Source organism: Brumimicrobium sp. (assembly GCA_023957385.1).
In the GTDB taxonomy this organism is placed as follows: domain Bacteria; phylum Bacteroidota; class Bacteroidia; order Flavobacteriales_D; family Crocinitomicaceae; genus Brumimicrobium.
In genome coordinates, this window is sequence record JAMLGZ010000001.1 from 2232217 (window position 1) to 2257624 (window position 25408).

28 protein-coding genes are annotated in these 25408 nt (G+C 33.7%); 11 read left to right on the forward strand and 17 right to left on the reverse strand.

Going from position 1 to position 25408, the window contains the following annotated elements:
- Window positions 1-50: 50 nt before the first annotated feature.
- The 9 genes from M9897_09770 to M9897_09810 form a co-directional block, all read right to left on the reverse strand.
- On the reverse strand, window positions 51-2237 hold the full coding sequence (locus M9897_09770) for a glutamine synthetase III (GenBank protein MCO5269169.1): 2187 nt from the start codon (window positions 2235-2237) through the stop codon (window positions 51-53).
- 406 nt (window positions 2238-2643) lie between these two features.
- A complete protein-coding gene (locus tag M9897_09775; GenBank protein MCO5269170.1) occupies window positions 2644-3363 on the reverse strand; it encodes a reverse transcriptase domain-containing protein in 720 nt (239 codons plus the stop codon).
- Window positions 3348-3665, reverse strand: a complete 318-nt coding sequence (locus tag M9897_09780; protein MCO5269171.1) for a reverse transcriptase domain-containing protein — start codon at window positions 3663-3665, stop codon at window positions 3348-3350. Before M9897_09780 ends, M9897_09775 begins: the two co-directional genes overlap by 16 nt.
- Window positions 3666-4752: 1087 nt before the next feature.
- A complete protein-coding gene (locus M9897_09785; GenBank protein ID MCO5269172.1) occupies window positions 4753-5481 on the reverse strand; it encodes an IS3 family transposase in 729 nt (242 codons plus the stop codon).
- On the reverse strand, window positions 5423-5662 hold the full coding sequence (locus tag M9897_09790; protein ID MCO5269173.1) for a hypothetical protein: 240 nt from the start codon (window positions 5660-5662) through the stop codon (window positions 5423-5425). Before M9897_09790 ends, M9897_09785 begins: the two co-directional genes overlap by 59 nt.
- A complete protein-coding gene (locus tag M9897_09795; protein ID MCO5269174.1) occupies window positions 5649-6080 on the reverse strand; it encodes a hypothetical protein in 432 nt (143 codons plus the stop codon). Before M9897_09795 ends, M9897_09790 begins: the two co-directional genes overlap by 14 nt.
- A 105-nt stretch (window positions 6081-6185) precedes the next feature.
- Window positions 6186-6902, reverse strand: coding sequence for a DUF2225 domain-containing protein (locus M9897_09800; GenBank protein MCO5269175.1), 717 nt, complete (start codon window positions 6900-6902; stop codon window positions 6186-6188).
- Between the two features lie 68 nt (window positions 6903-6970).
- The gene (locus M9897_09805; protein ID MCO5269176.1) at window positions 6971-7816 is read right to left on the reverse strand and encodes an aminotransferase class IV; all 846 of its coding nucleotides are present in this window, start codon (window positions 7814-7816) and stop codon (window positions 6971-6973) included.
- A 1-nt stretch (window position 7817) separates the two neighbouring features.
- Window positions 7818-8447 carry a rhomboid family intramembrane serine protease gene (locus M9897_09810; protein ID MCO5269177.1) on the reverse strand — a complete coding sequence of 210 codons (630 nt, stop codon included), beginning with the start codon at window positions 8445-8447 and terminating at the stop codon, window positions 7818-7820.
- 176 nt (window positions 8448-8623) lie between these two features.
- On the opposite strand from M9897_09810, the gene rpe reads away from it, so the two are divergent.
- Complete coding sequence (rpe, locus tag M9897_09815) at window positions 8624-9274, forward strand: ribulose-phosphate 3-epimerase (protein ID MCO5269178.1); 651 nt, start codon at window positions 8624-8626, stop codon at window positions 9272-9274.
- A 55-nt stretch (window positions 9275-9329) separates the two neighbouring features.
- Here rpe and M9897_09820 read toward each other — a convergent pair whose 3' ends face one another.
- A complete protein-coding gene (locus tag M9897_09820; GenBank protein ID MCO5269179.1) occupies window positions 9330-9806 on the reverse strand; it encodes a DNA starvation/stationary phase protection protein in 477 nt (158 codons plus the stop codon).
- 133 nt (window positions 9807-9939) lie between these two features.
- Between M9897_09820 and M9897_09825 the strand changes: the two genes are divergently transcribed.
- The 5 genes from M9897_09825 to M9897_09845 all read left to right on the forward strand — a co-directional run bounded on the left by M9897_09825 (window position 9940) and on the right by M9897_09845 (window position 12353).
- The gene (locus M9897_09825; protein MCO5269180.1) at window positions 9940-10725 is read left to right on the forward strand and encodes a tetratricopeptide repeat protein; all 786 of its coding nucleotides are present in this window, start codon (window positions 9940-9942) and stop codon (window positions 10723-10725) included.
- A 74-nt stretch (window positions 10726-10799) separates the two neighbouring features.
- Window positions 10800-11156, forward strand: coding sequence for a 6-carboxytetrahydropterin synthase QueD (queD, locus tag M9897_09830; GenBank protein MCO5269181.1), 357 nt, complete (start codon window positions 10800-10802; stop codon window positions 11154-11156).
- A gap of 121 nt (window positions 11157-11277) precedes the next feature.
- The gene (gene rplU, locus M9897_09835) at window positions 11278-11589 is read left to right on the forward strand and encodes a 50S ribosomal protein L21 (protein MCO5269182.1); all 312 of its coding nucleotides are present in this window, start codon (window positions 11278-11280) and stop codon (window positions 11587-11589) included.
- Window positions 11590-11629: 40 nt separating this feature from the next.
- A complete protein-coding gene (gene rpmA, locus M9897_09840) occupies window positions 11630-11893 on the forward strand; it encodes a 50S ribosomal protein L27 (protein MCO5269183.1) in 264 nt (87 codons plus the stop codon).
- Between the two features lie 76 nt (window positions 11894-11969).
- Window positions 11970-12353, forward strand: coding sequence for a hypothetical protein (locus M9897_09845; GenBank protein MCO5269184.1), 384 nt, complete (start codon window positions 11970-11972; stop codon window positions 12351-12353).
- Here M9897_09845 and rlmH read toward each other — a convergent pair whose 3' ends face one another.
- From rlmH to M9897_09860, 3 genes are read right to left on the reverse strand one after another with little or no spacing between them, the layout of a single operon-like run.
- Window positions 12354-12827 (reverse strand): 23S rRNA (pseudouridine(1915)-N(3))-methyltransferase RlmH, encoded by a 474-nt coding sequence (rlmH, locus tag M9897_09850; protein MCO5269185.1) that lies wholly within the window; start codon window positions 12825-12827, stop codon window positions 12354-12356.
- The gene (locus M9897_09855) at window positions 12824-13216 is read right to left on the reverse strand and encodes a DUF4783 domain-containing protein (GenBank protein MCO5269186.1); all 393 of its coding nucleotides are present in this window, start codon (window positions 13214-13216) and stop codon (window positions 12824-12826) included. The genes rlmH and M9897_09855 overlap by 4 nt, the downstream gene beginning before the upstream one ends.
- A gap of 59 nt (window positions 13217-13275) precedes the next feature.
- Window positions 13276-14268, reverse strand: coding sequence for an RNA-binding S4 domain-containing protein (locus tag M9897_09860; GenBank protein ID MCO5269187.1), 993 nt, complete (start codon window positions 14266-14268; stop codon window positions 13276-13278).
- Window positions 14269-14698: 430 nt separating this feature from the next.
- Between M9897_09860 and M9897_09865 the strand changes: the two genes are divergently transcribed.
- Window positions 14699-16249: a hypothetical protein gene (locus M9897_09865; protein MCO5269188.1), complete on the forward strand. Its 1551-nt coding sequence runs from the start codon at window positions 14699-14701 to the stop codon at window positions 16247-16249.
- Between the two features lie 10 nt (window positions 16250-16259).
- On the opposite strand, the gene M9897_09870 is transcribed toward M9897_09865, so the two are convergent.
- Both M9897_09870 and M9897_09875 read right to left on the reverse strand, forming a co-directional pair.
- Complete coding sequence (locus tag M9897_09870; GenBank protein MCO5269189.1) at window positions 16260-17891, reverse strand: FAD-binding dehydrogenase; 1632 nt, start codon at window positions 17889-17891, stop codon at window positions 16260-16262.
- Window positions 17892-17948: 57 nt separating this feature from the next.
- Entirely contained in the window at window positions 17949-18308 is a 360-nt protein-coding gene (locus M9897_09875) for a YraN family protein (GenBank protein MCO5269190.1), read from the reverse strand.
- Between the two features lie 97 nt (window positions 18309-18405).
- Here M9897_09875 and M9897_09880 point away from each other — a divergent pair, with 97 nt between their 5' ends.
- Window positions 18406-19125 carry a 3'-5' exonuclease gene (locus M9897_09880; protein ID MCO5269191.1) on the forward strand — a complete coding sequence of 240 codons (720 nt, stop codon included), beginning with the start codon at window positions 18406-18408 and terminating at the stop codon, window positions 19123-19125.
- Window positions 19088-19567, forward strand: coding sequence for a hypothetical protein (locus M9897_09885; GenBank protein MCO5269192.1), 480 nt, complete (start codon window positions 19088-19090; stop codon window positions 19565-19567). Before M9897_09880 ends, M9897_09885 begins: the two co-directional genes overlap by 38 nt.
- 4 nt (window positions 19568-19571) lie before the next feature.
- On the opposite strand, the gene lnt is transcribed toward M9897_09885, so the two are convergent.
- A complete protein-coding gene (lnt, locus tag M9897_09890) occupies window positions 19572-21179 on the reverse strand; it encodes an apolipoprotein N-acyltransferase (protein MCO5269193.1) in 1608 nt (535 codons plus the stop codon).
- 68 nt (window positions 21180-21247) lie between these two features.
- Window positions 21248-23617, reverse strand: coding sequence for a choice-of-anchor L domain-containing protein (locus M9897_09895; protein MCO5269194.1), 2370 nt, complete (start codon window positions 23615-23617; stop codon window positions 21248-21250).
- 169 nt (window positions 23618-23786) lie between these two features.
- On the opposite strand from M9897_09895, the gene M9897_09900 reads away from it, so the two are divergent.
- The gene (locus M9897_09900) at window positions 23787-24653 is read left to right on the forward strand and encodes a M23 family metallopeptidase (GenBank protein MCO5269195.1); all 867 of its coding nucleotides are present in this window, start codon (window positions 23787-23789) and stop codon (window positions 24651-24653) included.
- Window positions 24654-24705: 52 nt separating this feature from the next.
- Window positions 24706-25401, forward strand: coding sequence for an inorganic pyrophosphatase (locus M9897_09905; protein ID MCO5269196.1), 696 nt, complete (start codon window positions 24706-24708; stop codon window positions 25399-25401).
- Window positions 25402-25408 lie beyond the last annotated feature (7 nt).

Here is a 25408-nt window from a genome sequence, read left to right on the forward strand (position 1 = left end):
CGCAGCACAGCAACTATTCACAAACCAAATAGTTTCATTTTGTTTCCTCACTAGTCAATATACAAAATCTCTCTCAATTTAGGAAAAGGCCATATTTCATCATCTACTAACGTTTCTAATTTATTGGTATGATATGAAATTTTATCAAAATAAACGAGAACCGTATCTCTATATGCTATTGCTCGCTCTTCTATATTTTCAATTTTATTCGCCTTTTTTCTATTTACCAACATGGTTCTAGAATATTCCTGCATTTGATTCATGTGTAAAATCAAATCTGAAAGAATGGATCTTTGTGCCGATGTAGTAGATTTTGCTTGGGTTTTACCTAAAACTTCTTCTATACCTTTGATATTATTGACTAGCTCATTTTGATACTTAATAGCTACAGGGATAATATGGTTTTGCGTTAAATCTTCTATGGTTCGAGCCTCTATCTGAATAACCTTTATATATTTTTCCAATTCGATCTCTTTACGAGCTGCTAATTCTCTAGGAGAAAGCACTCCCATTTCTTCAAATAAGTCTAATACTTCTTTTCTATCCCATACTTGGAGAGCTTCCGGAGTATCTTTCAAATTACTCAAACCTCTCTTAGCTGCTTCTTTATGCCATTCTTCCCCATATCCATTTCCTTCAAAACGGATCTTTTTTGATTCTTTAATGATTTTTTGTAATTCTTTTAATATAGCTTCATCCTTACCATTTCCTTTAGCTATACGCTGATCTACAGCCTCTTTAAACAACTTTAATTGCCTTGCAACTATCGTATTTAACATAATCATAGGTTGACCGCAATTAGCGGATGAGCCAACCGCCCGGTATTCAAACTTATTTCCAGTAAATGCAAATGGGGAAGTTCTATTTCTATCTGTATTATCCACTAAAAGTTGAGGTATTTTTCCTATATTTAGTTTTAACTCTGTCTTATCTTGTGGTGTCATTTTACCAGCTTTGATACTTTTCTCTAAATCATCTAAAAATTTAGATAAATAGGATCCTATAAACACAGACATAATTGCAGGAGGTGCTTCTTGCGCTCCTAAACGATGGTCATTAGATGCATTAGCAATAGAGGCACGTAATATATCCGCATTATCATGAATAGCTTTAATCGTGTTCACAAAGAAGGTAAGAAAACGAAGGTTAGTTTTTGGATTAATGCCTGGTGATAAAAGATTTACTCCGGTATTGGTGGATAATGACCAATTATTATGTTTTCCCGAACCATTCAATCCGCGAAAAGGTTTTTCATGCAAAAGCACTCTAAAATCATGCTTTTTAGCAATTTTATCTAGCAAATCCATTAACAATAAGTTATGGTCATTCGCTAAATTACATTCTTCAAAAATAGGAGCACATTCAAATTGACAAGGAGCAACTTCATTATGGCGAGTTCTAACAGGGATACCTAGCTTAATAGCTGTCATCTCAAAATCTCGCATAAAACTAGTGACTCTTCGAGGTATAGACCCAAAATAATGATCATCCATTTGTTGTCCTTTAGCCGGTTTTTGACCAAAAAGAAGACGTCCTGTCATAACCATATCAGGGCGTGCACTATACATTGATTTATCAACTAAGAAATATTCTTGTTCCCAGCCTAGAGTAACGTTCACTTTTGTAATATCTTTATCAAAATATTGGCAAACATCGACTGCCGCTTTATCAATTGCATTTAACGCTCGAAGCAATGGCATTTTATAGTCTAATGCTTCTCCCGTATATGCAATAAAAATAGTTGGGATACACAACATATTTGAAATCACAAAAGCAGGCGATGAAGGATCCCAAGCTGTATAACCTCTTGCTTCAAATGTATTTCTAATTCCTCCACTAGGAAAAGAAGAAGCATCAGGTTCTTGTTGTACCAACAAATTTCCATTAAACATATTGATACCCTTTCCTGGACCTATCGGTTCAAAGAAAGAATCGTGTTTTTCAGCAGTTGTCCCTGTCAATGGCTGAAACCAATGCGTATAATGTGTCGCTCCTTTCTCTATAGCCCAATCCTTCATAGCTGAAGCCACTATATCTGCCGTAATTCGATCTATTTTACTGCCTGTTGCGATAGCGTCTCTTATAACTTCATAAGCGTGTTTTGGTAAATATTCACGCATTTTATCTTCATGAAAGACATTTTCTCCAAATTTTTCTGCAATTTTTGAATCTGCTTGAACTTCTTTTGGGATACGATGTAGTACATCTTCGTAGGCATTTTTACGGACTAAGGACATAGTTTTTTATTTTTTTTTACAAAAATAAATAAGAAAATTAAAAAAACTTATTTTTTTTATGTTTTTTTTAATGATAGGTGGTAAAATTTAGGGGGGTAAATATAAAAAAAGCATTTTATAATAACATTACCCCCTTATTTTTATAGGATGATCTGATAAATTAGATAAATCATTATCACTTTTCCATTATATAAATAGTGATTTATTTGGCAAACAAAGTTTGCTAGTTAAATAACAGTAACTATTAACAAGAAAGTTGAACATCGATACTATTGGAATGAAAGTAAGGTATTATAATCGAGTCACGTAAGGGAATTTCACCCCTACGTTCTCACGGAACCGTACGTGAAAGTCTCCCTTCATACGGCTCTTCATGTTACTAAATCACATCAAAAGTAATAACTTTTTACGGATATACCAATAACCAATGCGCAAATAAATTGGGGTTTTCTTTGTACTTGGTTTTCAAGTAGCGCACAGAGGCTTTCTTGAATAAGTCTTTCTCCCATTTTGTCCATTTCAGTAGTCGTGCGTTCAGTTGATTCCACACCATTCGCATATCATCTTTCCAAAACTTGTGGTAATAGTTGATAATCCCACGAATGACGGGGTTGATTTCCTTGGCGATTTCTTCCAAGGATTTTCTGCGCTTGTGTAAATTCATTTCCCTGAACTTTCGCATGATGCTTGTCTTCGACTTCTGACTTACGCAGATACATGGAATAGATTTCACTTTTCCTGTGCCTTTTGTTTTGTAGGCTCGTGGACGGATTGTAAAGCCAAGAAAGTCGAACCCTTTGGAGTATTTCGTTTGTGAAAACCCTCTCAAATTGACTATTTTACTTTTGACTTCATGCAACTGTAATTTACACGATTCCATGCGCTCTTTAATTTGGCGCAACATGAATTGCGCTTGATTCTCGGTTTTGCAATGCACTACAATATCATCTGCATACCTTTCAAATGGCTTTTCAGGGTGGAACTTATCCATCCATTTATCGAAGACTACATGTAGAAATAAGTTTGCTAAAAGCGGACTAATAACGCCACCTTGTGGAGTTCCTGAAAGGGTTGGTTTAAAATCTCCCTCTTTCTGTACAATTCCTGCTTTCAACCACCTTTCCACATATAACAAAACCAATTGTCTGAACAGTAGTGTTTTAATGCTTTCATCATCAGTTCGTGGTCGATGTTGTCAAAGAAACCTTTGATGTCTAAGTCAATAGCAAAATCATGATTGTATAAATTTGTATATGCTTGTTCAACGGCTTGATGACAGTTCCGATTGGGTCGGTAACCAAATGAACTGGAATGAAATTTTGGTTCTACTATTCGTTCCAAGTGTTTTCGTACTACTTGTTGTGCTATACGGTCTAAAATCGTCGGGATACCGAGTAATCGTTCTCCTCCCTTTCTTTGGTATAGCAACTTGTTTGACACTTTCGGAAAATAACTCCCTGAGCCTTAGGCGGTTCCAGAGCATATAAAGTTCCGTACTTGCGTTTTTCTGCAAATATTCCCAACTCATTTTGTCTATTCCACCACTTCCAGCATTGGATTTTACCTCCTTGTATGCTTCATAAACCATTAATCTGGTTATTGGCTGTGATTTTGTTTCATAATAATTAATCATCCCTTTTACGGTTGTAAATTCGTTTGAAACCTAACATGCTTAGCCCTTCGCTCCATGTTCATTACAAACACTTCAACACTACTACGGCTAAGTCTGCCCCCTACATCTCAAGCACATCCCCTCTTGTCTGCTTCCTATTTCTATTTTACAGAACGATGTAGAGTTCACTTGTTCCTTAAAACAGCCTATGTATGCGTCTTGCCCACTTAACCCCGGATGCCGTGTACCCAGTAAATCAGGTGTCCGGTACACTCTTATCATAGGTACAAACGTAACTACCTATTTTTGACATCGTCTATTGCCCTTACGAGGCTTCATCGTTGGGTTCACTTTCGTTCAACTCACATACACACACCTACAGAAGTCGTTGCTTCCGTTTTTCTTTGTCGCTCACCACAAAACCGTTTCCTAATCTTGCAGCACAAAGTGGTTTAATGGCTATTCCTGAAAATCGCCATTGAGAGACCTACTCTCATCTGTTTTAAAGCACCAATCAGCAGACAGCTGATTGTTCAAGTCACACACGTTTCTACGGCTTGGCGAAGACGGCATTTTAGCCTAATCCCGATAGTTATCGGGATTCAAACGAAGCAGTAACATCAAATTTAACGAAAACCTTTAATTCAAAACAGTGTCTCGTCCTAAAAAAAGTTTACACTTTTTCTCTTTAATCCTGTTATAAATTTACATTTTATTTTAATCCTAAAATTCATTTACATTTTATTTATTTTTGCATTATCGATGGAAACGGAAATAAGCTCTGCTGAGGAGCAACTTATCAGGGATAAATCGACGACCGACGAAGTATTAAACTTTGTTATGGGGCTAACTTTTGTTAGCCCTTTTCTAAATACTTTAGAGGTCTTAATGCCTAAAAAAAACCTATACACACTCTTCACTTTTTTGTTCTTGATTTACTTTTCTATAATATGTTTTCCATTTCCTTTCGCCCTTTTCCACCTCTCCTAAATGAACCTTATTAGGAGTTTGATTCCCAATACTCATGTGAGGTCTATGTTCATTATACAAGACAACCACCTTGTCAAATAACTCCTTAGCCTGCTTAAAAGTTCTTACTTTATAATACTCTAAATATTCTTCTTTTAGTATTCCATTAACCCTTTCTGCAACGGCATTTTCTAACGGATCTCCAGATTCAGTCATACTTATTTGAACATCATAACTATTTAAGAGATTTACATATTTATAGCTGCAATACTGACTCCCTCTGTCAGAATGATGAATAAGATTTTGCGACAATATATCCTGCTTTAATGCCATTTTAAGAGCCTTTAAACTCTCAATGGCTTCAAGAGATTGAGCTAGGTTATAACCAATTATTTTATGACTAAAAGCATCTGTAATTAAAGAAATATACAAAACACCAAATCCTGTTTTCCAATAAGTTATATCACTTACCCATAACTGGTTAGGAGCAGTTGGAATAAATGCTCTTATTAAGTTGGGGTATTTTCTCATCCAGTGATTAGACTGGGTTGTTCTGATGACTCTTTTTCTCCTTCTAATCAATAAAGTATGTAGGGAAAGCAAGTCAAACAAAGCATCTCTCCCCATTTTTATTTGGTGCTCTAGCAGAAAACTTTCCAACATAATGTACAGGCTTCCTAGTTCCTATTCTTGGATGATTATTTCTAATAGAAATGACTTCTTTTAATACTAAAGCTTGTTCAATTTCTTGAAATTCTGCTCTATAAAAACTCTGATAATATGCCTGACGAGTAACACCAAACAACCAGCATAATTTGCTTAATCCTATTTTAGGTTGACGCATTTTTATCGTAAAGATTGTTTGGTATTGGACTTTTTTTAATACTTATTTTTAGCTCCTTTTCTGCAATTTCAATCATTGTTTCATACGCAGTGGCTCTTAGTTCAGAGCTGACTAGTGCCTTTTCTAGCTGTTTAATTTTTTCCTTTAATTGAGTTACTTCTACCGATTCTTTGGCTTTGTTGCTCATAGCTAGTGTTTTAGTCGAAACAAATTTAACTCTTTTCTCTGGAACTTGGTAACCTAGTTGACGCATCCAATTTAAAAGATAACCTTTTTCATGTTCTTGACCGGTATATTTATACCAGATTTCTCTTTTAGTACAATCTGATTGAAGATATTCTTCAATGATTTGCCTCCGTTCTTCTAAATTAAATTCTCCCGAAGATTTTAGTCCTAAATTGACTTTACTTTTTTGCATTGTTTACACTTTTTATGGTTAATAAATGTGTAAACCTATTTCAGGACAAGACACAGTTGTTACTGCTTTTAATATACCGTGTGTTAGCGGTTAGGCATTTGTTCATTAAATGCTATTGTCGTCATCTCTTTTTAATGCAAGTTCTTTTTGTTTTGTCGCTACTTCAAGAAGCCAATCTTTTTTCTTCTCGTCATTAATTGCCAAGTCATAATATTTGATTGCGTTATCAAAATCGCCTATTCTTCGGTAAAGTTCGCCAATTAAATAATTTATTGTAGCATAAGTTGATTCTTCATCATATTCCTTGTTTTCAACGGCTTTAACAAAGTATGTCGCAGCATTTAGTTGAAGTTCTTTTCGTTTAACTATTTGAGAACTGTCGCCTTTTAAAAAATACGATGCTTTTAAATACAAATTTGCAATGATGTCATTGTTTCGTTTAAAATACTGATTGATTTTGACAGCAATTTCATTTTCTAAAACGTCTGTCATTCTTAATTCTTTGTAAGGTTCAAGAATTTTAAGAATGTCTTGCTTAGTTGTTTTTGTATATGTCGTGTCAAAGTCGTTTTTGTAGCCAGAGTAATGACATTTTGGACAAGAGTTTATCATACTTTCGTATAAGTCGCCAATTGCACCTTGTTTTTGAAAGTCTTTTAATGTATTGAATGTCGTATAACTTCCCGTTACATAAATTGTAAACTTCTTTCCGTCAATAGGACACTTTACTTTCACAGGATAGCTTGTGTGTCCATATAACAAAGTGGAACATACAAGTCCTAATGTCAAAAGTGATAATCTAAATAATGTCGTTTTCTTCATTGCTATTGTCTTTTTATGTGTCAATTTTATAGTTGTTATTGGGTCGTCCGATGCTGACCGCTAACTAACTACCCAAACTGTTCATTTAATAATTGAAGCAGTCTAACAGAAGTAGTATTCATGTACCTTCGTGTTCTATACCCTCCCACCCAGGTGATTCCTTGAATAGCATTGGTAAGGAATACTTCATCGGCAATTAAAAGATTTTGAGGAGTAAGAGGAGACTCATATACTCGGATATTATTTTGCAGAGCTATATTTATAAGCAACATACGCATAGTTCCTCCAACACAATTCTCTTCCAATCCAGGTGTATATAAAATTCCATTTCCGACTACAAAAATATTTGATCCAGTAGCTTCAAGAATACCACCCCGATTATTCGTAAGCAAAACATCTCCCAGATTACGCTCAGAAGCCTCTATGGAAGCCATAACATTTAATAAAGCATTTTTCACTTTATAGTTTGAAAAAGGAGTTTTTTCTTTATGTATTGCCGTATATAAATCTACTTCTATTCCTTTTTCATTCAACATAAACTCATTTGTAGGAAGTGGATATACTTCAATAAAATAGTCAACCTCATTTGAGCTAGGCTTGTATGTTCCACCACTTATTCTATCAACTGATAAACGTACTTTTCCTCCTCCTTTGATTTCTGATTTCTGAAGTAATTCCTCCATTTTTTCAATAAAGAATTCAACCGTAAAATAGGTAGGAATATTCATCTTCAGAACACGCATACCATCAAGCATACGAGCAATATGAGCTTCCATATTAATAGGTTTTCCATGGATTGCACGAATACTTTCAAACAAACCATCGCCGTAGAGATGACCTCTATTTCCTGCACATAAAGTATGTCCATCATTTTCCAACACTTCACCGTTGTTATTTACAAATAGTTTCTCCATCTCAACCTAAAATATAATTAATAAACTCCGTTCCTTTATGAGGCTCTATGATAATGGCATAAAATACCCCAAACAAGGCTCCTCCAATATGCGCGTCATGCGCAATCTTTCCCCCTCCCTTTTTATTCATATAAAATTCAAACAGCAAGTATAATATACCAAATAACCATGCAGGAATTTCGATAGGTATAAACATCACATATATTCCTCCGTAAGGAATCCAAATGATTGAAGCAAACAGTATAGCAGATACTGCTCCAGAAGCACCTAAACTCATATAAGAAGGGTTCTCACTATTTCGAATGCACGGCCATATAGTAGCCACAACACCTCCCGCTAAATAAAGTATTAAAAAATGAAAGCTACCCAGCTCAGAACCAAAAGAGACATTAAAAAGGTGTTCCATAATACTTCCAAAAGAAAACAGAACAACCATATTAAAAATCAAATGCATATAATCAGCATGAATGAAAATATGGGATAAGATGCGGTAAGTTTCCTTGTTATGCCTCATTCTATAAGGATACAACAATAGCTTATACTTCAAATCTCCATCTTTAAAAGCCACTATGGAAATCAGTGAAGTTAATATAATAATTGCTATAGTTATTGGATACTGTAAGAGTGTCATAAAGCATAGTTTCTTTTTCTATATATATAAGTATATATAATAAAGTATGAAATAACGAAAAATAAAAGATAAAAACAACCTAATTACAACCTTTATGTCGATGGAATCTTGTTATTTATCGAAAACACAATCAGCCAAAACCAAAAAATATGCTATTTTTGTAAAAAATAAATCACATGAGTACAATAGTTTCTCCTTCTGTTTTATCCGCTGACTTTGCCAATCTCGAAAGGGATATTACAATGCTAAACAGTAGCGTAGCTGAATGGATACATATAGATGTAATGGATGGGCAATTTGTACCTAATATTTCTTTTGGATTACCTGTCTTGAGTGCTATTCATAAACATGCAGAAAAAATTCTAGATGTTCATTTAATGATAGCCACTCCAGATGATTATATCTCCGATTTTAAAGAAGCCGGGGCTGACATTTTAACTGTGCATTATGAAGCTTGCACGCATCTACACAGAACTCTTCAAGTCATAAAAAGTCATGGAATGAAAGCTGGAGTTGCACTCAATCCTCACACACCTATCCACCTTTTAGCCGATATTATTCAAGAAATTGATGTTGTACTTATCATGTCCGTAAATCCTGGATTTGGTGGTCAAAAATTCATTTCTCACACTGTTGAAAAAGTAAAAACTTTAAAGAAATTAATCACAGAAAAAGGTTGCAATACATTAATTGAAGTTGATGGGGGCGTTAATCTTAATACTGGAAAAGAGCTAGTGGAGGCTGGTGCAGATGCTTTAGTTGCCGGTAGTTTTGTTTTCAATTCATCTAATCCTATAGAAACTATTTCCGAACTAAGCAAATTATAAAAAAAGGGACACTTTCGCATCCCTCTATCCGTCATCAGTTTATATCGGATTTCTTTTATTCTGTAATAAATGCATTTAACATCCAGTGCATTTTCTCACGTCTTTTCATAAAGCCTGTCAACATTTCATTTGTTGAAACATCACCCATATCTTGAGTCAATTCTATCGTATCAATCATTAATGAAATAAGTACTCCAAAATCATCTAATATTTCCTTCACAATTTCTTTAGCATTATGCTTTACTTTAGTCTCTTTAATTTCAGATTTTGATAAATACTCTTTCAAAGTACTCATTGGATATGCTCCAAATACACGAATTCTTTCTGCAACATCATCAATTTCAGTCAACACCTGATTATATTCAACTTCTGTTAATTCGTGGATCTCAAAGAACTCTCCTCCTGTAACATTCCAGTGATAATTCCTTAATTTCTGATAGTGTACATGAAGGTTTGCTAATAGCAAATTCAAACTCTCCACCATAGCTTCCATTTCTGTTTTTTCAAAACCAAGCACTTTATTTGACTTCATAACATTTTTTTTTAATTTCATGATGTAAATATATTTGTAACAATTCAATTATTTTCATCTATAATATTTATATAATAATAGATGAAAACTATAAGCCTGACTTTATGCTAACTTTTCATTACTTTTGTCTCTAATGAAAAATGAACAATATAAAAATGAATATGATAAAGGACTTCTTTGGAGTTTTCTCTTATTTATTTTCATTATGGTCCTACTAATTTTATTTACATATAAAGGAAATCAAACCGCCATAGAGAATAAGGAAATCACTCAAAGAAAGGGGTCAGAATCTATTCTTGTCAACCTAGATAACTTAGTTGAACTCTCAAAAGATGATCAGATTACAGCAGACACCTTACGTTCTATATTCTCAGAAAAGCAGAAATGGAACTTAGAAAATTCTTTCAACAAGGAGTCCTATACGGAGGCTAATGTGATTTTTTACAATCACCTTCCATATATAGATTATCAAAATTATCGAAATGACTCTATCTCGATTAGGTTTAGTATCTCGAGCAACAAAAAAGAAAGCTCAGGTATTCAATTATTCAGCTATTCAGATATTCTCAAACAAGCAAATGAATATTACAACAAAGGAAATTATAAAAAAGCATTAATTTATTATCTCTCGATATTAAATGAATATCCCAACGACATAAACGGAAGTTTTTACGGTGGAATTTGTTATTATAATTTGGGAGATTTTGAGAATTCTATTATACTTTTTAGAAATGCTTATTCCACAGGATATCAAAATTTTAAGCAAGAGGCTAATTTATGGATAGCGCAATCATATATTCATTTAAACAAAGAACTAAAAGCTCAATATTGGCTTAAAAACGTTATAGAGGAAAATAGCTATTACGCAAATCAGGCAAAACAATTTTTAGAAAATATTGGTGTGAAAAAAAATGACTAAAAGTAAACTTTTGTATATATTTTTTTTGTCTAGTCAGTTTAAGTTTGCAATTTTGCACCTTCAAATCATAAGAAATGCAGATTTTTAAACAATTCACATTTGACTCAGCTCATTTTTTACCTCATGTCCCTGCTAACCATAAATGCAAACGAATGCACGGTCACACCTATCTTTTAAAGATAATTGTCGAGGGAGAATTAGATAGTCACTTAGCTTGGGTTATGGATTTCAAAGATTTAAAAGATATAGTTGGACCTGTTATAGACAGCTTAGATCATCATATTCTGAATGAAATCCCAGGTTTAGAAAATCCAACTTGTGAAATGCTATCTGTATGGATATGGAATAAAATAAAACCTCAATTACCTTTATTAAAGCGAATTGAATTAAATGAGACACCTACATCTGGCGCCATTTATGAAGGAAAATAAAAAGACAAAAAAATAAAAGAATATTTTTTTCGATAAAATTCTAAAACAGTATGGTTTTATCAAAAATATATATATCTTTGTCGTCCGAATTTTAGGAAATTATTAATTTTAATTATTAGCTATGTACGCAATTGTAGAGATAGCAGGGCAACAATTCAAAGTAGAAAAAGATCAACGAGTTTTCGTTCATCGTTTAGACGCACAAGAAGGAGATAAAATTGATTTCGACCGTGTTCTTTTAACAGATGACAAAGGAAAAGTAAAAGTTGGCGCCCCAGCTATAGACGGTGCAAAGGTTTCTGCAAAAGTAGAACGTCACCTTAAAGGAAATAAAGTAATTGTCTTCAAAAAGAAAAGAAGAAAAGGTTACCAAAAACAAAATGGTCACCGTCAGTTCTTAACTGAAATAACAATTACAGGAATTAAAGCTTAATCCAATTAAAAGGAATCTTTTAATTAAAAATTAGAAAGAAATGGCACATAAAAAAGGAGTCGGTAGTTCGAAAAACGGTCGTGAATCACACAGCAAACGACTTGGAGTTAAAATATATGGTGGACAAGCTGCTATTGCTGGAAACATTATCGTTCGTCAAAGAGGAACTCAACATCATCCAGGAGAAAATGTAGGTATTGGTAAAGACCATACATTATATGCTTTAACTGATGGTATCGTTGAATTCAGAAAGAAAAAAGAAAATAGATCTTTTGTTTCAGTTACTCCATTTGAGGAAAACTAAACACTAGACATTCAATCTTTATATAAATGCTGTTAAAATTAACAGCATTTTTTTTATCTTTATAAAAACTATAGTTGTGAAGAATCTAGTTATTTGCCTTTTTATTTTAATAGCCTCAATACTTTCTTCTTGTAATGTTAAGGATATTGAAAAATACAATCCTGATTTTAAAGGAGAATGGAGAACAAATGTATTCTTTTACCCATCCGTAGGTGATTCTATTCGTAATTTCATCACAATCAATGGTAATGACAGTGGTTTTGGGGTAGCTTGTGATAAGAACAAACCCTATTCAAAATGCTTGTATCTTCAAGCAGGAAAGATGAAATACAACAAAGCAAGCAAAGCTCTGCAAATTGGAAATTCAGTAGATCAAATCCATTACGTTGATAAAGAACCCTTTATAAATAATGGGAATTGGGAAATGATAATAGACAGCGTTCATTATTACAAATACTAATCACTGATGGTGGTAAGGTTCATTCTTTAGAATAGACAAACCACGATACAATTGCTCTAAAAAGAACATGCGCACCATTTGATGTGAAAAGGTTAGTTTACTCAAAGAAATTTTAGCATTTGCTCGCTCATAAAGTTGTTTCGAAAAGCCATAAGGGCCACCTACCACAAAAATTAACACTTGATTCCCAGAATTAAATTGTTTCTGTAAGTACACTGAGAAGTCTATAGAATTATATTCTTTTCCATTTTCATCCAATAAAACAAGATAATCACTCGATTTTACCTTTTCCAAAATAGCTATTCCTTCTAATTCTTTGATTTCGTTCTCAGTTCTGCTCTTGGCATTTTTTACATCCGGAAGCTCGAGCACTTCAAAAGGAATATATTTTTTCACCTTTTCGGTATAATACTTTTCTCCTTCAACTAAGAATGATTTTCCTGTCTTTCCAATATAAATCAATTTAACTTTCATTCGGAAGTAGCAACTGTAAAGACAAGGGATTCAATAAAATAATTTTTATTTACCTCTTTTAATTTAAAACTCACTCGAAATAGTTTGGTAGTTGACTGATATTCACCAACTGCAAAGGCAGAAGGCCCTTCCTCGTTTCCTTTAAATTTAAAGATGAACGATTTGGGTGGATTATTCTTAAAGAAATTAGTTAGTACCTGCGTTCCTTGCGATTTACTATACGCTCCTTCTTCACCTTCAATAGAAATTAATACTTTAGAAGTTCCCAATTCCATAATCTTGGCTGCATTCCCAGTATTAAATGCTTTTTCAATATCATTATAAGGAACAACAAAAACAGAAAACAATAGAAAACATGCGCTTATTATAGTGGTGATAACGTAATTCATAATCCGGATTTAATCTTAAAATATGTTAAATACTTACAATAATTATGCCTTTAATCCTTCTATTTTGCCATCTGTAGCGATATAACCTCTTTTTTAGTTAAATGCCTAAAATTTCCACGAGCTAAATCCCATTTATCCAAACCAGCAAACTCAACGCGATCAAATTTTACAATTTCATACCCTAATTTCTTCAACATTGTTTTTACCAAACTTGTTTTATTGGAATACACCTTCACTCCAATTTCATTCTTCGGTGCTTTTGCAACATGACTAATGTCTGCAACACTAAACATCTTATCCTCAACAAACATCCCATTCTTCATCTTCAGTAGATGTTCCATCTCCATATCTTTGTTTAATACAATATGGAAAAGCTGTGATACCTTAAATCCAGGATGAGTAAGTTTCCTTTCTAAATCTGTATCATTTGTATAAAGAATCAAACCACATTCATTGATATTTAATTTTCCTACAGGATATAAATACTCGGGACATGCCTTCTTTATAATTTGATATACAGACTTGCTTTTCTTTGTAACATTATCAGCTGGTTTAGCGTCAAAATCTTCAGGTTTATTTACTAAAACGTATTGTTTTTTATTATGTTTGATTGTTTCTCCATCATAAGTAACCTTATCCGTAGGCTTGATTTTGTATCCCAATTCAGTTACTACTTTTCCATTCACACTTACCACACCGGTTTGAATCAATACATCTGCTTCTCTACGAGAACATACGCCAGCATTAGAAATGTATTTATTCAAACGAATGTCATCTCCAAATTTTGGAAGAGGAGCGCCACCTACAGCAAATTTCTTTCTAGGTTGTGAAACTGTTTTAGGCGCCTCCTTAGATAATACCTGATATTTCTCCTTTGCATCAGGTTTTCTCTTAAGAGAGATTGTAGCGTCCCTTTTCGTGTCAGATTTAGGCTTAAATTTTTTATCTACAAGTTTTGGTGCTGACTTTTTAGCATTTAGACTTGGCTTCGTGGTGCTTTTAGATGGCTTAAAACTCTTCTTTTTAGGCGCTCCACCTTTTTTTTGATTCATATCATCTCTATTTGATAACAAAGATATGAATTTTTATTTCACAAATATTTATTGTAAAGCTACAAGATAAATATCTTGTTCAATAAAGAATTATTAGTATTTTAACTCTTATGGTTTTAGAACAAAATACGGATTATAACCTTAGACCCCGACAATCCTTCGTCCGTCGGGGTGACAATACATAGAGAGGGTTATGCGGTCGGCAAAGCCGACCGATAGCCTCCCCCACAATTGTCACCCCAAGAACCTTGGTTGCTCGAGGTCTATTTTTCTTATAATTTCTATTTCTTACTTCTCTACAAATTAAATACAATCCATCTACAGGAGTAATTAGTGCTTTTATTTATTTTTGTAAATGCACAACGGGTTAGTATTTTTAAAAAGTCTAAAAATCAATATCTATTCAAAGGATATTAAAAATAAAACACTTATGAAAACATTACTTTATTTAACAATTTTATTCTCAACCACATACATATATAGTCAGAAACCTGACATCGAATGGGGAGATGAATTTAAAACTGGAGTTTTTCAATTTCCAAAAATTATTTCATCCAACGATACAGAAATATACTTATTTAGACATTCTACTATGTCGGTTAATGGATTGATAGAAAAATACGATGCTAATTTAAATTTGATTTACGCAGCAAAGCCTGAATTACCGATGGATAAGCAGGTTAAGACTAGGATTAAAGATCCCTTCTTTTTAAATAATCAATTATATATAACAAAATCAACTTTTAACACAGCTACCAAAGACAATAGTTTATATGCATACTCTATCACTGAAGATGGTGTGATAAACGAGGGAAATGGGGTTTTACTTGACAACCATATTGACGCAGGGAAGGCAAGCGCAGAATATGAAATTGTTATTTCAAAAGATAGCTCACAATTACTATTATACTATCCACTACCAGGTAAATCTAATGAAAATTTAGATTTTCAATTTAGAGTTTTTGATCAATCACTTAACATAGTATGGGAAAAAGAAATAGAACTCCCCTATAAAAATAGATACACTAGCATTGAAGGGTATATTATCGACAATCTATCAAATGTATATATGCTAGTGAAAGTGGAACCAGATAGAAGTAAGGGTGAAAAAAATACTAGAACAAATCAAGCTACTAAATTTCTAATTCTAGGATACAACTATGCAAAAGGTGAAACAAATGAATATGAAGTAACTTTACCAGATAGTAAATGGATAGTGGATATGCACGGAGAATACAGTCCGCACACAAATCAATTAACTATAGGAGGACTGTATTCTAACGACCTCAAAACATATCAATCTGACGGTATCTATTATATGAAATTAGATATTACTACAAATGAAATCAAAAGTGTTTCCTATAAACCTTTCAGCAATGAAATAAAGACAGAAATACTTGGTAGAATAGCTGCTAATAAAGATAAAGGAATATCCAACTTTGAGATTAGACAATTTATCAGCAAAGAAAATGGAGGATCTTATATTGTTGCTGAACAATTCTATATAAGAGTCGTCACAAGCACTGATCCTAAAACAGGAGTTACTTCAACTCGTTATTATTATGTATATAATAACATTGTGGTAGCAAGTATGAATAATCAAGGAATTATTGAATGGATTAGTTTAATTAAGAAAGAAAGTACCCAGAGTAACAGTGGCAGTTTCCTTTCGTATGCTATTAATCACAATAAGAAGAACGATGATCTCTACTTTATTTACAACGACAATTTAAAAAATTTCACTGCAACCGGAGAGCCTGCAGAAAAACTTAGAGTTTTTGTACCAAACAAAAAGATGGGAGTATCTTTTGTAAAAATGGACAATACGGGAATGGTCACTAAAAGTCTCTTTCTCAACCCAAAAGAAATAGGTAAAATTGCCATACAGCCAAATGTTAGCACTTTTTCAGATGGCAACAGTATTATCGTATATGCCCTCTTAAGTAAAGGTGGGTATCGTTTAGGTAGAATACATTTCTAAGTACCTTTACTTAGTATATATCCTGAATTAGGCGACTTCCATTCAGATAGGAGGCCGTTATTCTCCCTGTTAATATACAAGCAGCTAGGAAAGTGCCCTCTAAAGCACCTTTACCATGTATTCCTCCTCCGCCATAACCGGCTGCCTCTCCCACAGCAAATAGACCATTAATGGATTTTCCATTAGAATCTAATACCGCTCCTACCAAATCGGTCTGTATGCCCCCTAAAGTTTTTCGTGACATTATAAATTCTCGGATAGCAACATAAGGCATGGACTTCGTATCGTTGATTTTGGCAAATTTGCAATTGCGCAATTTGTCTCCTGAATAATTTCGCAAATGTTGTAAACGTCGCAACTGCTCATCGTTGAAATACTTTTGCCCTCTATCAATTTGAATGTCGTATTCATGCACGGCTTGTTGAATATTACTCAATTTCACATCATCTGTTCCTTGTAAAGTATTCATCTTTTGAACAAGTTCTTCCAGTGTGTTTGCCGTAACAAAATCAATACAATTATCTAGCATATCTTTCACCAAAGATTTATTTCCAAAAAGAATAGTTTTAAGTACTTGCATATAGCTCTTATTACGAAAAGCTGAATTCCACTCAGCTCCAGAAATAGCAAATTCTTTTTGTAATATCTTCATATTCATCAATTGCCAAGAATATTTCTTTTCTTGCTTACATATTTCGGATACTAAGAAGCGTGTGTCAAAAGCAGTGATTAATGGGATAGGTCCTATACGTTCTCCTGCATAATTCAACCATAAAGCGGAACGAGGTGGCACTAAACTTAATCCATCATCCTTTTGCGTCGGTCTTGGATGATGAACCCCAGCAGCATACGGCCATGTTTGATCCAAATGAGTTAATTTTCCTTTTACCTTCTCTACTGCAAAATGAACAGTTCCGTCTGCATAAGGATGTGCACCATTCAAAATGATTTCAGGGGCTGTCCCCCAGTCTTTATGCCAATTCTTTTTAACTTGTTCAATATCTCCTCCTAAACCTCCAGTTGCAACAATAGTATTGTCGGCAATTGCTTCAAAAGGTTCATTTTCTAATTCTATGATACCCGAAACACCGCTCACTTTACCTGCCTGTACCAAAATTGTTTCAACTTTATACCCAAAATGAATTTCAAGATGTGTTTTAGCTTTAGGATGATGTAACAGATGATATTTGATTCGTTCAGAAAGTTCATATCCTGTTCCCCACACCATGTGAAAACGAGGTAGAGAATTTCCTCTTTTAAACATTCCGCGTTCTACCCAATGAACTATCGGAAAGAAATCTACCTCCTTCCCTTTTAAATAGTGAAAAACGTGTTCAGTCGTATTCTCTACAAAAAGTTTTGCCCATCTTTTAGGGAGATTATCTTCCTCCCCAAATTCAGCTACTGATTGCCAGTCTTTCCAAGCAATATCAGGAGAATCTTTAATTCCTCTTTTACGTTGAATGGGCGAATCCACAAAGAACATCCCTCCAAAAGAAAGTTTAGCCAAACCTCCCATTTTACTTTCTATATCTCTATCTAAAAGTAATACTTTTTGTCCAGCATTCAATAATTCAATTGCTGTTACCATTCCAGCAATTCCAGCCCCAACAATAACGTGATCTGCTTGATAATTTTTCATAAGGTTAAATTTAATAATTTAGACATAGAAAAAAATTATCTAAGCTGTTTTTTCATATCATCTCATTGGATAAAATGCATCTTCTATATGCTCAATATTTGTTCCATAAGAATTATGTACAATGGAGATAATATCAAATTGAGCTTCCTCTTCCAAATCATGAGAGACTAGATATTCATGAGCGCATTTAATAATCTGTTTTTGTTTGCTTTTGGTTACAGCTTTCCAGGGAGGCCCAATCTCATTAGTTTGTCTAGTTTTCACTTCTACAAATACATACTTATCAGATAGTTTATAGATAATATCTACTTCATTGTGATGAAATCTATAATTGGTACACACTATTTCTAATCCTTTTTCTCTTAAAAATTGGATTGCGATTTTCTCTCCTAAATCGCCTAATTCTTTGGTGGTCATATTTTCTTTTTTAGGTTTATATGAAGTTCAGAATTATTTTCAGATTTTCAAAATTATTTTCAGAATTTCGTTTAACTTAGATGAAAATAAAATATATATGCTCGAAAAAGTAAACCTTGAAAAAGTCTTGTTTCTCGATATTGAGACAGTACCTCAATATTATACTTATAGTGAATTAGATGAAACTTCTGCCGCTCTTTTCAGTCACAAAACACAATCCCTTCAGAAGGAAAACTACACCGTAGAAAATGCCTATGCAGATAGAGCTGGAATTTTTGCGGAATTTGGAAAAATCATTTGTATCTCTGTTGGTTTTGTAAGGGAAACTCGTACAGACAAGGAGATACGTTTAAAGTCCTTCTATCACGATGATGAAGAAACATTACTCAAACAATTTGCAGGTTTACTCAACGAACACTACAACACACCATATCATATACTTTGTGGTCATAATGCGAAAGAATTTGATTTTCCTTACATAGCCAGAAGAATGCTTATTCATGGTATTAAATTGCCAAATGCATTAGATATTGCTGGAAAAAAACCTTGGGAAGTAGCACATTTAGACACCTTGGAATTATGGAAATTTGGAGATTATAAACACTTTACATCCTTAGCTTTGCTTTGTCATATTTTCCATATCCCTACACCAAAAGATGATATCTCTGGTGCAGATGTAGCGAAGGTGTATTATGAAGAACATGATTTGGAACGTATCAAAGTATATTGTGAAAAAGATGTAATAGCTTTGATTCAACTATTTTTAAAAATGAGAGGTGATGCATTGGTTCAAGAAGGGAATATTTTACATGCTTAGTGGTTTTTGGCTACTTTCAGGATGCGACAGCAATGACACCGTTGCTATCAAAGGAATTACTGAAACGAACGAGGTGGAAGCAAATATAGAAGAGATTACCTTAAATTCATTTTTTAGCTTCATCCAAGATGAATGGACCCCTGAGAATATTCAACAAATAGACAATGCTGGAATTAAGATCGCAGAAATTGAAAATGACATTTTTTTTCTCCCATATTCCAATGAATATGAACCTTCCACTTTTATTTTCTATACAAAAACACAGGAAGAGTTAAAGCTATTCGAAAATCACGAATTTTTAGGTCAACCTCTCCCTTCCAATAGCCCAGAATACAAAATATGGAGGAAAGAGAATATGGGGCAAAAAATATTAGATATTAGCATAGAACCTCATCCTATTTTAGGTTGGATATGTCAAATACGTTTGCGGGAAGGAGAATAACTATTTATTTCCCTAATAGTTTCTTTACTCTTCTCACTAGCATTAATACAGTTAAGAGCACAAAAACAAAAGCAGATAATCTACCAAACACATCCCCATAGGTTACATAAAATGTTGGCTTATCATTCAGTTGTATCGTTTCTCTAAAAGCGTCTTGAACCCAGTATTTAGTAGCCTTTACTACATCTCCTCTTTGATTAATTACACAAGAAATACCCGTATTAGCTGAACGAACAACATATCTACCAGTTTCAATGGCTCTAAGTCGTGCGAAACTTGCATGTTGTTTATGTCCTGCAGAATTTCCCCACCAGCCATCATTGGTTATTACAAAAATCACTTCTGCCCCCATTCTACACTGTGTAGCAATCATATCACCGTAAACGGATTCATAACAAATAATAGGTGCAAAAGTAAAACCATTTGTAGATAAAACTCGAGGTTCAGCTTCGACTCCCAGAGTTCCAGACGTACCTCCATTCTGAATGGATAGTTTTTCCAAAAATGGGAACCATTTAGTAAAAGGAATACGTTCTACACCTAAAACTAATTGTGATTTGTGTACAAACTGAGGAGGTTCTCCATTTTGCATAAGCATAGATGAATTATACGACTCATAATACATATCAGAATTATGTATTGGTCGTGCAGCAATTCCTGTATTATGATCAAAAATTTTATACGTAGATGCCCCCATAAACAAAGAGGTATTTCCCCAATTCTTGATATGATCAATCAAATAATTATACGCTTCATCTTCGTTATATTCCTCTTCATCAAAAGGTTGAGGTATCGCTGTTTCTGGAGCTAATACAACAGCTGTATTCGGAGTAATTAAGGCATCAGCTTTTTCTAAAAACTTATCTAATTGAGGAATTTCATCAAAATAAAATTTCTCATTATAAGGATCCACATTAGGCTGTGTAACAACAATCTCAATTGGATTTTTGTTTTCTTTAAATGAAAAGTAAGACCAAAGAGATAATAAAGAAGGAATAATTATTAATAGAAAGAATAAGATAAGCAAAGGTGTTTGCACCTTGAGTGTCTCTTTTTTCAGAAGTATATTAGCTACAATCTTAAAACCTAGCATATTCAGTAATAAGATCCAGAAAGCACCTCCCGATGTTCCTACATATGAATACCATTGTACAATTTGTGGAGTAATTGCGAATGTATTTCCTATACTTAGCCATGGCCAACTCAATTCCCAATGATAGTGCACATATTCAAATCCTATCCAAAAGAAAATCAGCCCAATATATCCTTCTTTCTGACCAACATATTTCTTTGTCCAATGAAAGAACATAAAAACAAGTGCCATAATAAATCCATTAAGAAGATATGCCAATATGGCTGCAACTTCTCCTCCAATAGAATAGTATACCCAGTAGGAGGCACCCGCATTATAAATCACAAAAGTGATATAGGCATGAAGTAAAACTTTAGAAGATCTATACTTTTCTAGATAAATAGTATGTTCAACCAACAGTAAAGGAATCCATGCTATGAAAACCAAAGGGAATAAACTACCTGTATGAGGGAAGGAAATCACCATAAGAAGTCCACTCAATATACTTAACAGGTAGCGATGTAAACGAGATAATTTCATAAACTCTAACTAATGTTTACAAAGATAGCATAGGAAAACAAAGAGAAGCGAGATAATCGAATTTTTTACTATCTCAGTAGATTTACGTGACCAACAATATGCTGGTCTTCTACATCATGAATAGATCGATAATCAATTTCCCATACATACGTTCCATCGCGAGACATCTTATTATCATATATTCCATCCCATTCAAAATTTACATCTTTAGCTTCAAACAAGAGCTCTCCCCAACGATTGAAAATTCGTATTTGAAAATCAACTACACCAATAGCACTAACTTTAAACGTATTATTAAATCGGTTACCATCAGGTGAAAATGAGTTTGGAATATAGAGATAAAATTCTTCCAAAATACGAATAGGCTTTGTAATAGTATCACGACAACCATTCACATCTTCTACAATTAAAGTTATGATATACGTTCCTGTATCTGTATATACATTATTTGGGTGTATATCACTAGATGTTGAACCATCACCAAAATCCCAATAATAGGTATTTCCACCTTCACTCATATTCTCAAAAGTAATAGGTAAATCTTCGAATTTTGGGTTTGTTAATATGGCAAAGTCAGCAGTAGGCTGAACCACAACAACCGTTGTATAAGTAGAAACTTGGAAAGTTTGACAATCATCCTTAACGATTACATTATAACGCGTTGTTTCAGTTGGATTAACCCAAACGCTAGCCGTTGTTTCCCCAGAATGAGGCCAGAAATAGTAATAATTACCAAAACCACCAGTAGGATAAACCGTTAATTGTACAGAATCTCCTGGGCAAATTTGTTGTTTTGGGGTAATATCTAATAACAGTGGTGGGCTCAAAATGGTAATTGTAACAGCTGCTGAATCCATTTCTCCACATTTATCCGTAACGTACACCATATAAGTGGTAGTCGTACCTGTTTTAACTGTTACAGACGGATCTATACTAAATTTCTTTCCATTTCCATCTATCCATAGATACGTATAATCACCTGCTCCGCCCATAGCTTCAACTACTAAATCATGCTCTATAAAAGGGCATTGTTCTGTTATGTCTGGAGTTAAATTAATTGTTAAAGGAGCTAAAACAGGAACTGTTACAGTAGCAGTTGCAGACACAGTCTGATTTAAACAATCATCTGTTACACTCACAGTATATGTTTGGGTGGAAGTAGGATTAACCGTGATTTCTGGAGTTGTTTCATTTGTGCTCCATTGATATGTATAGCTTCCTCCTCCACCAAGAGCATTAGCGGTTAAAATAACTTCATCATCTTTACACATTTTCTCAACATCATCTACAGTTACCGTTACAGGCTCTAATGGTTTTATAAATAATTCAACTGTCTGATATTCTTCATTACCACATGGATCTTCAATAAGGAATTTGAGAAGAATATTTACAGTACCCGTCAATCCAGGGTTACTTAAAGCATTAATCGTAAAAGAAACTGTTGTTTGACCTGGTGCGAAATAAATACTTGTCGGAATAGAAGAGTAATCTAATCCTTGAATAGCTGTTCCTGAGATATTTATGGGAATAGTGAGTGGTTGATTAATGTTATTTCCACTTCGAGTAACAGTAACAATAGCTGAAGAACATCCTTGGGCCATTGTAACACCATCTCCATAGGGATCTTCTACCAAATGATAGCTTACTTGCACAGGCTGAATACTATTTAAACTATTTTTCTCTAAGAATATTCCTGAATCATAAATAGCATCACCAACATCTGCAATTGCTATGACTAAGTGATATGTCTCCCCGCATTGAACTTTAGAAACTGCTTCTAAAGGTTTGGTAAATCCATCGTATTGGATATAATACGGATTTGAGTTGTAAGGAGCTGTATTTCCATCACCGTTATATTGGAAATAGGCTGTATTCTGCATGTGATTAACATTATTAATCGTAACAGGCAAACTCGTGCCTGGAATAATGGCCATATTTTTCATTCCACTTATACCTGGTCCGGAAATAAAAAAGGCAAACACATCATTAAACTGAGAGCCAACGTATTCGAGGTATTCTTCAGATGCAAAAACATATTTAAAACGAACTGTATCTGAATAAGGGATAAAGTCAAATTCCAATAAAGCTGCATTATATGTATTTGTTCCAACTAATTGACTCAGTTTAGAATATCCAGAAACATTATTATCTTTCCCAGCCTTCTCACTATTATTGGGTCCAAGAGGTCCTTGCGCATTGGAAGAAATCGTACCAGTTGTCATAATAATCCCTTCTGTGATACCCACATTCGCATTGGTTGAGTTAAACGTACCGATAGCCTGGGATGAACCTGAATAAGATACATTAAACACATCTACACCTTGCCCGAGCAACACATTCTGTACAAGTTGTGAGGCACTCATCCCTCCATTTGTCACTAACTGTGCAAATGAGGAAAAAGTCAACAGACTCAGAATGGATATCAGGAAAAATTTCATATTCACTTATAAAACGTAAAAATGTTAAAATAGTTGTGCTTAATGCAACATATTTATTACAAAATATAAGCCAAATTTATGGAAATCCAAAGAATTGGGTCTTATTTATTGTCATTTTTTAACATTCTAATCCAAGCAAATCCTAATTTTCAATTAAATTTGTAATTAGATGAAAAAGCCCAGAAAGAAAAAAAAGAGGAACTGGTTCAGAAAATCTATACGCATTGTAGGTATGAATCCCCATTCATTTGAGGAATGGTGGAGAATCAAAATTAATAATATTCAAATTATAAGTGTTTCTCTTATACTTTTTGTACTCCTTTTAATTTTGAGCTATGTCATATTCTCCTATACTCCTATTGGGTATCTTTTACCTGAGACAGTTAAAGATAAAGACAGAATAGAAATTGAATCTGCCGCTGTAAGAGTGAATGATTTAGAAATCAAATTAGCTTCTCAAGATAAATACATAACAAATCTTCAATTAATTATACTTGGAAAAATTCCAATTGATTCTATCTATACAAATGAGCCAAACGATTCTCTTTTTGATGAAGGAAATATTAAGTTCGATACAACCTCAACAGAAGCTGAGCGAGAATTAAATAGAAATATTAAATTGCAGATAGAAGCCAGAAAAAATCAGAAGCAAGATATTATCAGCCATCTTTTTCTGTTTGACCCTATCAGTGGAGAAATAAGTCAAAAATTCAAAAAGCCTGAACATATTGGTGTAGATGTAGTAGCTCCAAAAGATACTCAGATTAAATCATGCTCTAGTGGAACAGTCATCCACTCTTCATATGATACTAAAGATGGTTTCACCATTATCATCAGTCATGAAAACAATTTAATTTCTGTATATAAACACGCAAAGACAAGTTTTGCTAAAGTAGGCGATCATGTGAACACTGGAGAAGTTATTGGTATTATTGGTAATAGTGGAGAACGTTCTTCCGGTACACACCTACACTTTGAATTATGGAGTGATATGGGACCCGTTGATCCGCTGGAATATTTTTCATTTGGAAAATAAGAGCAATCCTGATAAATTTCCTATTTTTGCATCACTTTAAAAGACTAAAAACATGAAAGAAGAAATCAACAAATTGGCAAATGCCCTAAAAAATAGATTTGTATCACATCCTTGGCATGGAATCAATATTGGAGAGAAACAACCTGAAGTTGTAAATGCATTTGTAGAAATTATACCTTCTGATGCTATTAAATATGAAGTAGATAAGGCTAGTGGATACATCATTATTGATAGACCTCAAAAATTTTCAAATCATATGCCATGTATGTACGGTTTTATTCCTCAAACCTATTGTGATACTCAAATAGCTGAATTTTGTGCTTCAAAAACAGGGAAAACAGGAATCGTAGGAGATCACGATCCGCTAGATATATGTATTTTATCTGAAAGAGAAGTTGATAGAGGAAGCATCATCGCTGAATGTATTCCTGTTGGTGGTTTTAGAATGATTGATGGTGGAGAGGCTGATGATAAAATCATCGCTGTATTGAAAGATGATCAAGTTTATGGTGAAATGCGTTCTGTAAATGATATTCCTAAAAAAGTTTTAGACAGAGTAAAACATTTCTTTTTGACCTATAAAGATTTAGAAGGAAGTTCAAAGAATGTAGAAATTACACATACATATGATGCTGATGAGGCTAAAGAAGTAATTAAAAGAAGTTATAACGACTACATCAACAAATATGGTGATGCAGATCAACATCTTTTAGAGGCTTTGGCAAACCTTATTAAAGAGAATGCTTAATATTTGC